The organism is Candidatus Goldiibacteriota bacterium HGW-Goldbacteria-1 (assembly GCA_002839855.1).
In the GTDB taxonomy this organism is placed as follows: Bacteria; Oederibacteriota; PGYV01; order PGYV01; family PGYV01; genus PGYV01.
The window spans coordinates 19,824-36,144 of the sequence record PGYV01000005.1 but is presented as its reverse complement, the minus strand read 5'-3'; the positions used below and the strand labels follow the sequence as shown (position 1 = coordinate 36,144).

General features: G+C 40.9%; 13 protein-coding genes. All 13 read left to right on the top strand.

Annotated features, from left to right (window positions below; genetic code table 11):
- The first annotated feature begins 139 nt into the window (after positions 1-139).
- On the top strand, positions 140-1,234 hold the full coding sequence (locus tag CVV21_06040) for a KamA family radical SAM protein (GenBank protein ID PKL91582.1): 1,095 nt from the start codon (positions 140-142) through the stop codon (positions 1,232-1,234).
- Between the two features lie 684 nt (positions 1,235-1,918).
- Positions 1,919-3,580, top strand: coding sequence for an arginine--tRNA ligase (locus CVV21_06035; GenBank protein PKL91581.1), 1,662 nt, complete (start codon positions 1,919-1,921; stop codon positions 3,578-3,580).
- Entirely contained in the window at positions 3,581-4,588 is a 1,008-nt protein-coding gene (locus CVV21_06030; protein ID PKL91580.1) for a hypothetical protein, read from the top strand.
- A complete protein-coding gene (locus CVV21_06025) occupies positions 4,569-5,360 on the top strand; it encodes a tRNA pseudouridine(38-40) synthase TruA (GenBank protein PKL91579.1) in 792 nt (263 codons plus the stop codon). The genes CVV21_06030 and CVV21_06025 overlap by 20 nt, the downstream gene beginning before the upstream one ends.
- On the top strand, positions 5,360-7,957 hold the full coding sequence (locus CVV21_06020) for a DNA polymerase I (protein PKL91578.1): 2,598 nt from the start codon (positions 5,360-5,362) through the stop codon (positions 7,955-7,957). The genes CVV21_06025 and CVV21_06020 overlap by 1 nt, the downstream gene beginning before the upstream one ends.
- Before the next feature lie 172 nt (positions 7,958-8,129).
- Entirely contained in the window at positions 8,130-8,741 is a 612-nt protein-coding gene (coaE, locus tag CVV21_06015; protein PKL91577.1) for a dephospho-CoA kinase, read from the top strand.
- Positions 8,734-9,612, top strand: coding sequence for a hypothetical protein (locus CVV21_06010; GenBank protein PKL91576.1), 879 nt, complete (start codon positions 8,734-8,736; stop codon positions 9,610-9,612). The genes coaE and CVV21_06010 overlap by 8 nt, the downstream gene beginning before the upstream one ends.
- Before the next feature lie 15 nt (positions 9,613-9,627).
- A complete protein-coding gene (locus CVV21_06005) occupies positions 9,628-10,758 on the top strand; it encodes a hypothetical protein (protein PKL91575.1) in 1,131 nt (376 codons plus the stop codon).
- Positions 10,751-12,229 carry a hypothetical protein gene (locus tag CVV21_06000; GenBank protein ID PKL91574.1) on the top strand — a complete coding sequence of 493 codons (1,479 nt, stop codon included), beginning with the start codon at positions 10,751-10,753 and terminating at the stop codon, positions 12,227-12,229. The genes CVV21_06005 and CVV21_06000 overlap by 8 nt, the downstream gene beginning before the upstream one ends.
- Positions 12,219-13,613 (top strand): hypothetical protein, encoded by a 1,395-nt coding sequence (locus tag CVV21_05995; GenBank protein PKL91573.1) that lies wholly within the window; start codon positions 12,219-12,221, stop codon positions 13,611-13,613. The genes CVV21_06000 and CVV21_05995 overlap by 11 nt, the downstream gene beginning before the upstream one ends.
- Before the next feature lie 40 nt (positions 13,614-13,653).
- Positions 13,654-14,277: a hypothetical protein gene (locus CVV21_05990; GenBank protein PKL91572.1), complete on the top strand. Its 624-nt coding sequence runs from the start codon at positions 13,654-13,656 to the stop codon at positions 14,275-14,277.
- Positions 14,278-14,339: 62 nt separating this feature from the next.
- Complete coding sequence (locus tag CVV21_05985) at positions 14,340-15,176, top strand: hypothetical protein (GenBank protein PKL91571.1); 837 nt, start codon at positions 14,340-14,342, stop codon at positions 15,174-15,176.
- Between the two features lie 19 nt (positions 15,177-15,195).
- Positions 15,196-16,321, top strand: a 1,126-nt coding sequence (locus tag CVV21_05980) for a hypothetical protein (protein PKL91570.1), incomplete at its 3' end; no start/stop codon positions are given.

Genomic DNA, 16,321 nt, shown 5'->3' with positions numbered 1-16,321 from the left:
GACCTTCCGACCTTCCGATCTTCCAAGCTGCCAAGCTGCCAAGCTGCCTAGCTGCCTAGCTGCCTAGCTTGCGATTTCCCCCTTTACATTACTCCGCACATCTTTTATAGTGGTTATGCAATCTTAAAGGAGGTGCTTTATGAAGTACATCACGGATATCGGTAAAATCAGCGGGCTTTCGGAAAAAGAAAAGACAAATCTGAAAAAAGTCACGGATAAGTATGAATTTAAAGTTAATGACTATTATTTATCTCTGATAGACTGGAAAAACAAGAAAGATCCTATACGCAGAATAGTTATTCCTGAACTTCTTGAAATGGACCGATGGGGAAGTTATGACCCTTCAAAAGAAAAATCAAACCTTGTAATGCCCGGCATGCAGCATAAATACAGGTCAACAGCCCTGCTTTTAGTAAGCGGCACCTGCGGCAGTATATGCAGGTTTTGTTTCAGAAAGCGCATATTTATCAAAAAAGGTGAAGCCGGCTGCGTGGATATTAATAAAGCCGCGGCGTACATAAAAAAACATAAGGAAATAACCAATGTGTTATTGACCGGCGGCGATCCGTTAATGTTACCCACAAAAAAATTAAGCGAAATAATAGGCAAGTTAAGAAAGGTTAAAACGGTTCAGATTATAAGGATAGGGACTAAAATGCCGGCTTATAATCCTGACAGAATTTTAAAAGACCCGTCTTTTGCCGCTATGGTCAGAAAATACTCGGAAGACGAAAGAAAGATATATTTTATGGTGCATTTTAACCATCCAAGGGAACTTACACCCAAGGCAATTAAAGCGTTAAATGTACTTATCAGAGCCGGTGCTATAATGGCAAATCAGACCCCGCTGCTTAGGGGAATTAATGATAATGTAGAAACATTGGCACAGCTTTTACGCAAACTTTCTTTTATGGGGGTTCCGCCATATTATGTTTTTCAGTGCAGGCCAACCCTTGCTAATAAAGACTTTGCAGTCCCGGTAGAAGAGGGATACAGGATTTTTGAAAAGGCAAAGTCGCACTGTTCAGGGCTTGCTAAAAGGGCGAAGTTTGTAATGTCACACGCCACAGGAAAGATTGAAGTGGTAGGCTTGACCGAAGACAGGATATTTTTTAAATATCACAGGGCAAAGCTTGAAAGTAACAGTTCAAAATTTGTTATAGCAAAAAGAAACCCCAAAGCTTACTGGTTTGATGATTATAAGGAACTGATAAGGGAATCAAGGCTGGAATAAGCCGCGGCTCGGCAGCTCGGCTGCTCAGAAGTTTGGTTTTGTCTTGGTAGGCGCGCCTTTTAAGGCGCGGCAGTTGTAGTTGGTTTATGACATTATAGACGCGGCCTTTAGTCCGCGGAAGTATGCTTTAAAAGAAAGCGTTTTAAGCTATAAGCAGATAAGCATAAGCGGAGAGCAAATACTTAAGCGATAAAAGATAAGTTTAAGATTTAGCCGTTTTTACCAAGCTTCTAAGCATCCAAACCTCAGTTCCTGCCAAGCCTCTAAGCATCAAACCATCTAAGCCTCCTTTTTTTATTCCCTTGCTTAATATTTTCTATGGGATATAATATTATCAACAGGGAAACATAAATGAAGGAGGGAATAAATGTCAAAAGACGAAAAGAAACCACACCAGAAACCTTCAGAAGAAGCTATTCAGAAAGAGATTCATGCGATGGCGGATGAAATATTCAGAAAAAGGACAGCCGCAGGAAAAGCAGGCGACGAACTTGGGGACTGGCTTAAGGCGGAAATTGAAATCAGAAGAAAATATAACTGATAAGTTATTAAATAATTAAGAAGCCCGATCCGGAAAGTGTACCGGACCGGGCTTTTTTATTTGTGCGGCTAAAACCCCTAAATTTCATTGATTTTTAAGTGTTTTAACCATATAATAGGTCAAATTTTAATTAGGGAGATATAATGGCATTTAATGATTATTTAAAAGGGATTTTCAGGGATTGCGCGCGGGAAAACTTTGAAATAGAGCTGAATGTTGACTCCATAAAGGTTGATAAAGCGCCTGTTGGCACACACGGTACTTATGGCGTAAATGCGGGCTTTTTGCTCTCAAAAGCCATTAAAAAGAGCCCTTTTGATGCGGCTGCCGCGGTGGCGGAACTGCTTAAAACCAATAAAAACATAGTTGATCCACAGCCGGTAAAGCCGGGTTATGTGAATTTCTTCATCTCTCCGGCATACTATGCACAGCAGGTAGAAATGCTTCTTTCTGATGACAGTTTTTTCTGTAATAACACCGGAAGCGGCAAGAAGATAAACCTTGAATTTGTAAGCGCTAATCCTGTCGGGCCCCTTGTTGTTGTAAGCGGAAGGGCGGCGTCTTATGGCGATTCGCTTGGAAAACTTCTGTCCATGTCAGGATATCATGTTGTAAAAGAAGATTATGTGAATGATTACGGCAGGCAGATGGATTTGTTTGGTTTGTCGCTTAAAGAAAGATACATGGAGCTTTTTGGTACGCCCGCCAATATTCCCGAAGGCGGCTATCTTGGGCAGTATGTAATTGAACTTGCGGAAAAGATAAAAGCGGAAAAGGGCGATTCTCTTGTAGCGGAATATAAAGATAATTTTGACTTAAAGGACAACTACTTCAGAAAGATTGGCCTTGAAAAGATGATACAGTGGCAGAAACAGACACTGGAAAAATTCGGCGTGGCATTTGATAACTGGTTTTACGAATCTGAACTTCATAAAAGCAAAGAAGTGGAAGAGGCTTTTGAAAAAATAGAAAAGCGCGGTTTGTTTAAGGAAGAAGAAGGCGCGGTCTGGTTTAAGACAACAGAGTTCGGCGACGACAAGGACAGGGTTGTAAAAAAGCAGGACGGGCAGTTTACTTATTTTGCAAGCGATATAGCATACATGTTAAACAAGCTGGAAAAGCGCGGCTTTGACCGTGTAATAAATATACTTGGGCCTGACCATCACGGATATATAAAGAGAATGGAAGCCATTGTGCAGGGGCTGGGCTATGAGAAAGAACGGCTGGATGTGCTTATACTGCAGCAGGTTAACCTTATGGAGAACGGCGAAAAAGTAAAGATGAGCAAACGCGCGGGCAAGATTGCGGCGCTGGATGATTTGATTGACGAAGTGGGTAAAGACGCGGCAAGATATTTCTTCATTATGCGTAATTATAATTCGCACCTGGATTTTGATATAGAGCTTGCAAAGGAACAGTCTGACAAAAACCCTGTGTTTTATGTGCAGTACGCTTATGCCAGGGCGTGCGGGATTCTGCTTAAGATAAAAGAGGCGGCAGACAAAGATTATGAATCCAAAGAAGCGGATTTTTCCGCTCTGGAACCTGAAGAAGAGGACATACTGTTGTATATGCTGAATATGCCGGACGTGATAAAAGAAGCGGCGGCCAGGTACGCGCCGTCCACGCTTGTGGCGGCAATGTTTGAACTGGTTTCCAAGTTCCACTCTTTTTACAATAAGCACAGGGTAATATCGGAAACCGGCGAAGTGTCGCCCAAAAGGGCTGTGCTGATAAAGGCGCTTAAGAAAACTCTTGAAACGTGTTTTGATATAATTGGGATAACAAAAAGGGAGAGGATGTAAATGGCTGAAGATAAAGAATTAAAAGAGATAAAAAAAGACCTTGAAATGGTCATAGGCGAAGTTAAGAATTTAAAGGAACAGCTTAAAGACGCCAGAAAAATAGGCGTGGAATTCCAGGAAATTTACGAAGAAATGTTAAAAAAGGAAGAACAGTTTCTTGGCGAAATGAACAGCGAGATTGAAAAAGAAATAACTGTTGTGGTTATAGGCAATATTAAAAAGACCATAAACAAAGAACTTGCTTCCCTGAAAATGATGCGGCGCAGTATCAGGGGGCAGGTACGCAACCAGATTAAAAAAGAGATAGACAAAGAGATGAAAAAACAGCTGCCGGAAATAATTAACCTTGTAAAGACAGAGATTAAAAATAAGTCTGTTGAAATTGTAAGCCAGTTAAGAAGGCAGACGGGAAAGAAGCTTGAAAAGGAAGTTATTGAACACGTGAAAGACGCCACCAGCGTTCTAAGGGAACAAAAAGAAGAAAGCGAAAGGCGCGCGATAATTGACGGGCTTACCGGCGCTTATAACCGCAGGTATTTTGAAACCAAGATGGAAGAAGAACTTAACCTTGCCAAACGGTTCAGAAATAAGATGTCGCTTATCATGCTTGACATAGACCATTTTAAAAATATTAACGATACTTACGGGCACGGTATCGGCGATGTGGTGCTTCAGGAAACAATAGAAGTCGTGCGCGGGCAGATTTCACCCGTGGATTCGCTGTGCCGTTACGGAGGCGAAGAGTTCACGGTAATAATGCCGGAAACCGAAATTGAATCCGCCATGGAAACCGCGGAAAAAATAAGAAAAGCGATAGAAGAACACGCGTTTTACGGAGACGATAAACTTATAAATGTCACCATAAGCCTTGGCGTGGCAGAATATCCCACGCACGCTATTTTAAAACAGGCGCTTGTCGAAAGGGCCGATGCCGCTTTGTATAAAGCAAAGCATTCAGGCAGAAATAACGTGAAACAGGCAAAAAAAGATGAGCAGAAAGACGTATAAAATGGTCCTGTCATATGACGGGGCCAAATATTATGGATGGCAGAGGCAGGATAAGTTTCTGACCGTTCAGGGGATACTGGAACACGCGCTGTTTAAGTTTTTCGGCGCGGATATCAAAACGTTCGGAGCGGGAAGGACAGACGCCGGCGTTCACGCTTACGGGCAGGTGGTGTCTTTTTCCGCGGATACTTCAATTCCCGCAAAAAACTTCAAACCAATATTAAACGGACTTCTTCCGGACGACATCCGGGTAATGTCTGTTGAAGACGCGCCGGCAGGCTTAAACCCCCGATATAACGTAAAACAAAAATTGTACAGATATGTCATCTGTAATTCTGTGCAGTATTACGCGGTGTATAACGGCCGCAGCTGGCACATACCTGAAAAACTTGATGTTGAAAAATTACGGCAGGCAGCATCTATTTTAACCGGCAGGCATAACTTTTTTTCCTTTTCCAAAAACGGCAATGACACAAAAGAATACACCCGCACGATAGACTCGATAAAAGTCAAGAAAAACGGGAAGTGGATTATTTTGGATTTTAAAGGTAAAAGTTTTCTTTATAATATGGTCCGCCGCCTTACCGCCATAATTGTCCTTTACGGGCAGGGGCAGATATCGGCGGAGGACATTAAAAAAATGCTTGAGACACAGGACAGGGCGCTTGTAAGAAATACGGCGCCGCCGCAGGGGCTTTATCTGGTGAAAATAACATATGACAAAAGAAACGTTTCAAAACGCTATGGCAGCGATGACGAAGGGGATGAATAATGGGAACTTTTTATATAGCTGACGGCAACTCTTTTGCTTACAGGGCGTTTTTTGGAATGCCGCCTTTGACCACGGCGGACGGCATGGAAGTCCACGCGGTTTATGGATTCTACAATATGCTGCTTAGGATAATAAAAGATAAAAAACCGGACTGCTTCTGCATAGCGTTTGATTACCCGGGCAGGACTTACAGAAATGAAATGTTTCCGGGATATAAAGAAAAGCGCCAGAAGATGCCGGATTCCTTAAAAATACAGATGAAACTGATAAAGCAAATAGCGGCAGCGGGAAAGATTCCGCTTCTGGAAGAGCAGGGTTATGAAGCGGATGATTTAATTGCGTCAGCCGCGCATGACGCTGAAAAGAAAAAAATGAAAGTGACGGTTTTAACCGGGGATAAAGACCTTATACAGATTGTAAATAAGAATATAAGTATCTTAAGGATTGGCAGGGACGGCGAAACTATTCTGACTCCCGAATCTGTAAAACTTAAAATGGGAATAGAGCCGCACCAGATAATAGATGTATTATCGCTTATGGGCGATTCCGCGGATAATATTCCGGGCGTAAAAGGCATAGGCGAAAAGACGGCGTACGCGCTGGTAAAAGAATATGATTCCATTGACGGCATCATAAAAAACGCGAAAAAAATCAAGCCGGAGCGCGCTAAAAAGCTTATCCTTGCCGGCATTGAAGAAATGAAAATAAGCAGGCAGTTAATAACGCTTAATACCGACAAAACACCCCTTGAAAAAATTAATTTTAAAAGCGAAGAATGTACGGTGTGTTCAATGGATACGGCAGCCCTTGACAAAGAGTTTATAAAATATAATTTTAAATCGCTTGTATCGGGCGGGCAGGTAAAACAAGAGGTAAAGGCGCAGAAGAAATCCGTAAATATAACTTCTTTTGATGAGATAAAAAAAGAACTTACTGCCGCTGATACTGTTTCTGTTTTTTTTGGCGGGGAAGAAAACGTGGAAATAGCCGCGGTGTCAGACGGCAAAAAATACTGGCATATGTTCGGTTCTTCATATACCGGATTGCCTGAATACTTAAAAGGAAAAAAAATAATAACCAATTCCGCCAAGGGCATATTCAGGGATTCGGCGCTTGATGATAAAGAAAATATCTTTGACGTAATGCTGGCGTCTTATCTTGTGGACCCGGAAAGAAACTTTAAGGATGCCGCAGGTGTATTTTCGGAGTATCTTGGCGGTACTTTTCTTTCTTTTGATGAACTTGCAGGCAGGGGCGCAAAAAAGATAATGATAGAACTGGCAGAAAAAGAGAATATAGACAAATATGTTTTTTCGCTGTGCGCCCACGCTGAAGACCTTGCTTTTGAACTTGGCAAAAAAATGAAAAAAGCTTCCTTAAGTTCCATGTATTCGGGGATAGAACTTCCGCTGTCGCGCGTGCTGGCGGTTATGGAAAAAGAGGGGCTTAAAATAGACAGAAAGTTTCTGCAGCAGCTTATCAAGGATACAGAAAAAGAGATAGCCGCTTCAGAAAAAACAATTTATAAACTTACCGGTGAGGAGTTTAATATAAATTCGCCCAAACAGCTTTCTGTGATATTGTTTGAAAAACTTAAGTTAAAAACACAGAAGAAAACAAAGACAGGCTATTCCACGGATGTTGAAGTGCTGTCAAACCTTGAAGACGCGCATCCGGCAGTGGCTGAAATTTTAAAGTACAGGTCTTTGACCAAGTTAAAAGGCGGCTTTCTTGATGTCATACTGTCTTTTATGAACCGCGATGACAAAATATTCCCGTCTTATAATCAGACTGTCGCGGCAACCGGCAGGCTGTCATCAAGTAATCCGAATATACAGAATATTCCGGTAAGAAGCGAAGAGGCAAAAGCTATCAGAAAAATATTCATCCCGCTTGGCGCGGGCGAAACAGTGCTTAAAGCGGACTATTCGCAGATAGAACTGCGCATAATGGCGCATGTATCAAATGACAAAAAACTGATAGACGCGTTTAAAAAAGGCGAGGACATTCACACAATAACAGGCTGCGAAGTTTTTGAAGTTTCCAAAGAAAAACTTACCCATGAACAAAGGCGGTTTGCCAAGACGATTAATTTTGGAATCATTTACGGTATGAGCCCGTACGGGCTTGCCAAGCAGCTTAAGATAAGCAATTATGAAGCGTCTGAATACATAGACAAATTTTTTGCCAACTTCCCGGGTGTGAAAAAATATCAGCAGGACACAATTGCGTCCGCGCGCGAGAACGGCTATGTGGAAACGTTAATGGGAAGGCGCAGGTATTTTAAGGATATTAACAGCGCCAACAGGACTGTAAGGGAACTTTCGGAGCGGGCGGCAATAAACGCGCCTATTCAGGGAACGGCCGCGGATATCATAAAAAAAGCAATGATAGATATTCAAAGTGAACTTGAAAATAAAAAGATGAAGACAAAAATGATACTGCAGGTACATGATGAACTTGTTTTTTCCGTTCCGGAAAAAGAAACATCTGCAGCGCGCGCCATGGCGGTTAAACTTATGGAAGGCGCGGCGGATTTAACAGTACCTGTGACCGTAACGGTGGGTACGGGGGAAAACTGGTTTGAATGCGGATAGTATAAGCAATTAAGCAAAAAGCAGTTAAGCATAAGCGAAGACATAGGCAATTAAGCAAAAAGCAGTTAAGCATAAGCGAAGACATAGGCAATTAAGCGAAAAGCAGTTAAGCATAAGCGAAGACATAAACAATTAAATATAAGCGGAATAATAAAACCAAGCGGTGAATAAAATGAAAAAGAGTGCGGTAAAAAAGATAATAGCATTAACGGGTTTTACGGGTTCGGGCAAGACTGTTGCCGCTAATTTTCTGCGTAAAAAAGGCTTTATGGTAATAGATGTGGATGAATTTGTGCATTCCATATACGCGCCGGGGTGCGCTTTATATACTGCGCTTGTGAAAAGGTATAAAAAGGGAATACTTGCAGAAGGCCTGCAGATAGACAGAAAAAAACTTGGGGAAATTGTTTTTGGTTCCCGCCGGGCTTACAGGGATTTTATTAAACTTGTATATCCCGCCATGAATAAAGCGCTTTTAAAACATATAAACTGCCTTGATGAAAAAGTTGTAATCCTGGATATGGCTGTGCTGTTTGAAAGCGGGTTTTACAGAAAAGCGGATGAGATTATATACATAAAGACCGATATAAATGTCTGGAATAAAAGGGTTGCGCCGTTTAAAAAGAAAAAATATAGAACCATAAAATCATATCAGGTTTCATTCCCGGAGCCGAAAAAGATTGCATATAGCAGGTATATAATTTATAATAATAAAACAAAAAAAGACCTTTGCCTAAAGGTGTTAAAGGCGGTAAATAAAATCAGCGAGGGCTTTAATGGATGATAAACTTCACCAGCAGGAAGAGAAAATACAAAGGATTCTTGAACGCATAAAAGCCCTTCCTACGCTCTCTGTCGTTGTGGCAAGGGTAATTCAGGTTGTTTCCAATCCGCTTACATCGGCCTCTGATTTAAGCAACATAATAATGGTGGATCAGGCTTTAACCGCAAAGGTTTTAAGGCTTGCCAATTCGGCTTTTTACGGTTTTCCTTTCAGAATAAAAAATATCACGCAGGCTGTGTCAATCCTTGGGTTTGATACCATAAGAAACCTGGCGTTAACGGTATCTGTGCATAAAATTTTCACCGGCGATGACAGGAATGCTTTTTTCTCCCATCAGGAATTCTGGAAGCACAGCGTGGGCGTGGCTTTGTGCTGCAGCCTGCTTGCTAAAAAAATTAAATACAAATCACATGAAAGCGCTTTTACGGCGGGGCTTCTTCATGATATAGGCAAGACTTTTTTTGAACAGTACATGCACGATGAATTTGTTGCGGCATTAAAAGATTCGGCAGAGAGAAAAATTCCTTTATATCAGTCAGAAAAACAGATAATAGGCATCGACCACCAGGAAGTGGGAAGGATAATGGCGGAAAAATGGAATCTGCCGCATGAACTTCAGGCCGGTATTAATTTTCACCATCATCCGGAAGATGAACAGGAAGAAAACGTAATGGCAACAATTGTAAATGTGGCAAACACCCTGTGCAATAAAAAAGGGCTTGGTAATTCCGGGGATACTGTAATAATGCCGTTAAGCGGCGACGCAAGGGCGCTTTTAAACCTTGATGAAAAAGCGGAAGATGAACTTATGGCAAAACTGGATTCGGAACTTAATGAAGCTCAGGCATTCTTTAACATGACTTCATTCTGATTATAAGGGGAAAAAATGGATTCCGATGAAGAAGTAAAACAGCTTAAAGAATACATAAAAAACCTGGAAGTCATTAACGAAGGGTTAAGGCAGTCCTTTGAAGAACTGACAACCCTTTACAGGCTTGTTGATATAATTGCCGAAGCCAGGACTTTAGAGCGTGTTTTAAATTCGCTTTTAGACCTTGCGTCAGAGGTCATACCATGCCACGGAGCCCTGCTTTTTTTAACGGACGATTCAACAGGGGAACTTGATGTGGCTTTAAAACGCAACATAAGCAGAAAAATAGAGAATAAAATTAACCTGCAGAATAAAAAGAAGGTCATTGAATGGGCTCTGAAAAAAGGCAGGACTATCGCCCTGCCTGACATAGAAGAGGATATTGACGACAGCGAGAAACTGACATTTGTGCTTGTACCTTTAATCGCGCACGATAAACCTGTGGGGCTTCTTGACCTGATAACTGACACGCCTGAAGGCGACATAACCAGCAGGGATTTATCGCTGCTGACAATACTGTCAAAACAGGCAGCCCTTGCGATAGAAAATGTAAAACTTTATGAAAGCATGAAAAAGGACGAAGTTAATATAATAAAAGCGCTGTCTACTACGGTAGACGCAAAAGATCATTACACTTCCGGGCATTCACAGAAAGTATCAGAGTACGGCACACACATAGCGGAAGAAATGATGCTGCAGGAGAGGGAAATAGAAATAATAAAATACGCAGGGCTTCTGCACGATATCGGAAAAATAGGAATGCCGGATGAAATAATAAAGAAACCTTCCAAACTGACCGAAGAAGAATTTTTAATTGTAAGGGATCATCCCGTAATAGGCGCGAAAATTATAAAGGAAATTGATTCACTGGCTGCAATTGTTCCTATAATACTTCACCATCATGAAAGATATGACGGAAAAGGTTATCCGGACAAGTTAAAAGCGGAAGAAATTCCGGTGGGCGCAAGGATAATTCACGTAGCGGATGCTTTTGATACTATGGTCTCTGCCAGGGCTTACAGGGACATGCTTCCGGCGGAACTTGCCATTTCTGAATTAAGAAAAAATTCCGGGACGCAGTTTGACCCGGTAATAGTGGACGCGTTTATAAGATACCTGCGTAAAAGCGCGGTGTTTAATGGATAGGCTGGCAGTCTTAAACAGGTTTTATTTCCGCAATAACAAGAACATCGCTTTTGTTGCTGTAAATTCAGCTGTGCTGGCGCTTATCAGCATTGCGATAATAGTTTTTTCCCTGGTTTTTGACAATCCCATAATTATGTCGCTGGGATTATTTGCCATGATTTACTCGTTTTTCTCAATGGGAAAGAGCGCGGGGCTTATCTATGGGCTTCTGTATATTTTTGTAAACCTTATATTTTTTTTAAGGACGATGCAGGGGGAATCTCCGGTCCCATACGCCGCATTTGTTCTGCTGTCCATAATTTTTTCTTTTGTGTTATTAAAATGGATAGAAGATATAGAGATGAAAGAAGGGCAGTACGAACTATGGGAAGGTGAAATAGAAAAAGAACACATTGAATTCACTGAAAAAATTAATAAAATTCACGGTGTTATTGAAGCCAATAAAGGCAGAATAAGAAATTACTTAAAACTTAATGAAATAGCGCAGAAACTGACATCCGCGCTTGACAGAAAAGTGATAGTTAAAATAATTAATGACGGCATGAACAGTATTCTTGGGGATAAACAGGCGGAATTTATGCTGCTTATCCGTGATGAGGATAATGACATTTTTTATCCGGCTTTGGAAAATCATGAGAAAGAAACCTTTATCCGAGGCACTATAAAGGTATACAGAAAAGACCCGTTTGACGACTGGGTCATAAAAAACAAATATACTTTAATAATAAAAAATATTGATGAAGATTTCAGATTTAAGCTTGTAAGAAGGGACTGGATTAAATTTAAGTCCATGATAGCCATCCCGCTGATTGTAAATACAAAGATAATAGGGCTGCTTAAATTTTATTCCAATGTTCCAAAAATGTTTGACGCTGAAGACGCCAGACTTTTAAACTACCTTGGAGATTTGTGTACTAACGCCGTTCAGAACGCGATGCTTTATACAAAAACACGCGAACTTGCCACTAAGGACGGCCTTACAGGGCTGTTTATCAGGCGCCATTTTATGGAAAAACTGGATGAAGAATTTAAAAGGGCAAAAGAACTTAATGAAACATTCTCTTATCTTATGATAGATATAGATCATTTTAAAGAGTGCAATGACACTCACGGGCATACATTTGGGGATAAAGTGTTAAGGCTGCTTGGAGAGTTCTTAAAGGAAAATTTAAGGGATGTGGATATAATAGGGCGTTACGGCGGCGAGGAATTTGCCATAGTACTTCCAAACACAAACCTTAACGGGGCAAGGTTTGTGGCTGAAAGGATCCGCGGAAATTTTGAAAAGCTTATAATTAATGTAAATGAAACAGAAAAAACCAGGCTTACGTTAAGCGGCGGAGGAATGGAATTTAATAACAGGTGTAAACTTGGCGAGATGGTTAATAACGCCGATAAAGCGCTTTATTATTCCAAAGAAAATGGAAGAAACCGCATAACGTTCTGGGAGGATATTTACGATGAAAAGTAAATGGATTATTTTATATCCGGCGCTTATCGCGGGAGCTGCTTTAATATACCTTCTTGGTCATTTTTTTGGGCTTTCAACAGCGCAGTATGCGGTTTTCTTTCTTGGTTTAATAATCCTTCTGGCGGCAAGGGAAAACACGGGAATACAGATGAATTTATTTCTTCTGTCTGCTGTTGTTCTGATATTTATTCTGTCTTTTAAGTTAAAAACCATATCTGTTTCGGCAGCCCTTTTAGGCGGCCTGTGGTTCATTCTGCTTTATATGCTGTCAGTGCCTTTTGCCCGTAATGAACTTAAACTGAAATTAAGGGAAGTAGAAATAATGAAAAAGAAGCAGGATTTAGAACTGGTGAAAAGCGAATCTGTGAATCTTGCCGAAAAAGAAGATAACAATATAGAGTCGGAGATAAAAGGCATTACATCTCTTTATACGGCCGCCAAAGGGCTCAGTTTTGCCATGAAATATGATGATATGGCACAGATAATAAAAGAGATACTGAAAAAAGTTCTTAAATATAATTTTGAGATAGAGCCGGAGAAGGTAAACGTGCTTCTTGTGTTTAAAAAGGCGGATTCTTTTTATATTGCTTCTTCAATGGGTTATGATGAAGAATATATAAAGGAAAAAGAGAAGCAGATTATTAAATCTGTTATCAATGAGAAGACCGGGCTTGAAATATCCTATGCCGCGTCCGGACTTGATGATGTGCATTTTCATAAAAGTGTTTTAAAAGTGCCTTTTGTGGTTGAAAAAAAGCTGCTTGGCCTGATGATAATATCGGGTTCCGCGGAAAATCTTTTCAATGACAAACAGGTGGAAAGCATGAAAATACTTGCCAACCAGATAGCTATTTCGCTTGAAAAGGTAAATCTGTACGAGGAAATACAGCAGATATCCGTAACTGACAGTTTAACCGGGCTTTATGTCCACAGGTATTTTCAGGAAAAACTGGAAGATGAAGTTAAAAGGGCGGGAAGGTATGATAACCAGCTTTCCCTTGTGATGTGTGATATAGATTTCTTCAAGAAAGTTAATGACACATACGGGCATCTTGCAGGGGATTTTATACTGAAGAATATCGCGGTAATTTTAAAAAACAGCACAAGCCCTGCGGAGACAGTTGCAAGGTATGGCGGTGAGGAATTTGTAATTATAATGCCGGATACAGATAAAGAAGCGGCGCATATCAAGGCGGTTAAAATAAGAAAAGAGATAGAGAAAACAAAACTTAACTTTAATGGTACTGTAATCGGCGTTACTTTAAGCATGGGTGTTGCAACATATCCGGGTGACGCGATTTCAAGAAGAGGCTTAATAGAACGCGCCGATAAGGCGCTTTACACTTCAAAACATAACGGAAGAAACAGAGTTACCAAAGCGTAGGCCGGCAGGGTTAATAAGTTATAAAAATATAGTAATTTTTTTGCGGCTTTATAAAATAAAATTTACGGGGAATTTGGAATATATGCCTGAGTTTAATGAACAGGAAATAATAGAGAGGGCAAAAACAAATCCGGCAGCTTTTGGGGAATTGTTTGAAAAATACTACAAACCTATCCTTAGATACGTGCTTCATAAAACCGGCAGCGCGGAAACTGCGGCTGATATCACATCGGAAACTTTCTTCAAAGCCCTTAATAAATTACACACATACAGGTTTACAGGCGTTCCTTTTTCCGCGTGGCTGTACCGTATAGCAGGTAATGAAGTAAATATGTTTTTCAGAAAAAGAAAATATGATCCTGTTTTATATGACGACGCAATAGGTGAAGAAGGGGTATTGGATAAAGAATCAGCAGAGGCAATTGACCATGAACTTACTAAGGCGCAGGAAGAAATTGACAAAAATAAAGATTATCAGGATATAAAGACAGCCCTCTATGCAATGGATTCCAAATATCAGGATGTAATTGTATTAAGATTTTTTCAGGAAATGACAGTGCCGCAGATAGCCGAAGCGCTGGGCAAGAACGGGGGGACTGTTAAATCCCTGCTTTCAAGAGGGCTTATGATGTTAAGAAAAAAACTTGAAAAAAGTGAAAAATAAACGCAACGCTTTGAACCGGCCTGCATTATAAGAGTGTAAGAATAAGTAAGGAGATGATAAAAATGGAAGAAAAAGACCTGATAGAAAAGCTTAACAAAGCCAGATTATCAGAGATTAATAATGAAACAGGTAAATATTACCTGAAAAATGCCCTTATAAATTGCGCGGTTTCCAAAAATAGCGTTAAAAAACCTGATTTTATACACCGCTATGCCGCGGCTTTATCAATTGCCGCTGTTTTTGCCTTTACAGCTGTTACAATATTTGTTGTGGATAACATGGATGACGGCGATAAATTTAATAAAAGCGGGGGAGTCTGGTCAACTTACAGCGATATTCATCAGGGCGGAAATTCTTACGTCTGGCCGCCTGAATTTAACACACCCGGAGAAGGATTTATAATGAGCAGGCCCGGATATGGAAATACCGGATGGGCTGTGCGTATAACAGGAACTACAGGTAATAATTTGGGCTACAATTATAATTATATAGGTGTTGTAGTCAGGTTTGACAATAAATCACAGTGCCCGCAGTGCCAGGGGTCTGATATATCAAAATATAACGGCATAAGGTTTAAGATAAAAGGTAATACAGCGGGAGGCAGTGTTTATTTTATTCTTCCGCATGAATCCAATAACTGTATAAAAGAAAGAATGACCTGCGAATCCCTTACTAATTACGCAGATTACCAGAAAGACATTACGTCATTTATAGGTGATGACTGGAACGAAGTTAATATAGTTTTCAGGGATGACCTTAAGCAGCCGGAATGGGCGGGGCGTAAATATGGCGCTGATATTGAGGCCGTGCTTAAAAATGTACACCTTTTTAAGTGGCAGCACAAAAACGGAAACGGCGCGGCAATTGAAATATGGATAGATGATGTGGTGCTTTTTTAGGTAAACAATATTATAAAAAATGAGTCAAATATATGCAGTAAAAAATGGAGGAGGAATTAAAATGAGGACGAAAAATGCAGTGATTTTGGCAGTAACGGCGCTTTTTCTTCTTTTCTCGGCATCAGTTTTTGCCGAGGGTACCTCCGGTCAGAAACCTTTATGGGGTTTTGACTCGGGTACTACAGAAGGCTGGCACGGTGTAAACAAGAATGCGGCGGCATGCTCTGTGGCAAAAGGCGCGGAATTTGTAACCGGAGGGACATCAGCTTTAAAGATAGACCTTAAAGGCGTTAAAGGCTGGAACCAGGATATTGCATTATTCGAAGGGCCGTTTTCGGCAGATTTTCACAAGTTAAAAGAACTTACAATGGATGTATACGTACCGGAAGCGTCCGTAAAAGGAATGACGTACCAGGAAATGTACTTTGTAATTTCAGGTAAGGCAAATGCATGGTATCAGTTAAAGAAACAGATAAAGCCGGGAATGAACGAAGTGGTTTTTCCGATAGACAATACCAAAGTAAAAGGCGAAGTCTGGAAAGTATATATTGTTGTAAACAGCACAGAAGCGTGGTCGGGCCCTATATATGTGGATTCAATAAGGGGCAAACTTTTAGGTGAATCAGCGCAGGTAAAGGGAACTGTTAAAGATAAGACTTCAGGAAAAGGCCTTGAAAAGGCGCTTGTAGTAATAGGCGATCAGCTTTTAAAGACAGACGGATCGGGAAATTTTTCCGCCACAATTCCGGCCGATGACTATAAGGTTGTGGTTGTAAGGGACGGATATAAAGATAAGACAGTTTCATCCGCGGTTGTGGCAGCGGGAAAAGATAACAATCTTGGCGCGATAGAATTAATACCGGACGCCGCTCCAAAGACAAAAGCATCAGCTGTTACAATAGACGCTTCCAAATCAATAAGAAAGCTTCCTATTGACAAACACAAAATGTACGGCAACAACCTGGCTGCATGGCATCCGGTAGGCGCGTACAGGGACAATGTCACGGTCGCAAAAATTAAAAAGCTTGGTGTGTCTTTTTTAAGGATACCCGGCGGCGACTACGGAAACCAGTACGACTGGAAGACAGGCGAAGTATACAACTATGACGGCGGGGTAAGCTGGACGCCGGAGTTGAATTATTACG